Source organism: Pseudomonas sp. ICMP22404, assembly GCF_006227205.1.
Lineage (GTDB): Bacteria > Pseudomonadota > Gammaproteobacteria > Pseudomonadales > Pseudomonadaceae > Aquipseudomonas.
Genome location: NZ_VCNG01000064.1, coordinates 1 through 484 on the forward strand (window position 1 = coordinate 1; position 484 = coordinate 484).

General features: G+C 62.6%; 1 protein-coding gene. It reads left to right on the forward strand.

Annotation, left to right across the window (positions count from 1 at the left end; genetic code table 11):
- A partial coding sequence (locus FGE05_RS29670; protein ID WP_139650440.1) for a ShlB/FhaC/HecB family hemolysin secretion/activation protein occupies positions 1-484 on the forward strand: 484 nt, incomplete at both ends.

Here is a 484-nt window from a genome sequence, read left to right on the forward strand (position 1 = left end):
GGAAATCGAGCAGATGGTGGACCAGCTCAATCGCCTGCCGTCGAACCAGGCGCAGATGGAACTGACCCCCGGCCAGAACGTCGGCGGCAGTGAAGTGCTGGTCAAGAATACTCCGCAGAAGCCCTGGCGCGCCGGGCTGTCCCGCAGCAACGACGGCCAGCGCAGCACCGGCGAGCAGCAGTGGGGCACCCGCTTCGAGTGGGACAGTCCATTGGGCCTGGCTGACCAGTTGATGCTGCGCGGCGGTCATGACGCGATGAGCGATCACCAGCACACCTCGCGAAACGCCATGCTCTCTTACAGTCTGCCGTTTGGCTGGTGGAACGTCAGCTACACCTACAGCCAGAGCGAGTACCGCTCACAGATCGCGGCTAACGGTTTCAACTTCAAGCAGACCGGCGACAGCCAGAACCATCAGTTGCGGATCGAGCGGGTGATCTATCGCGACGCCCTGAGCAAGACTTCCCTCAACACTGGGCTGGCC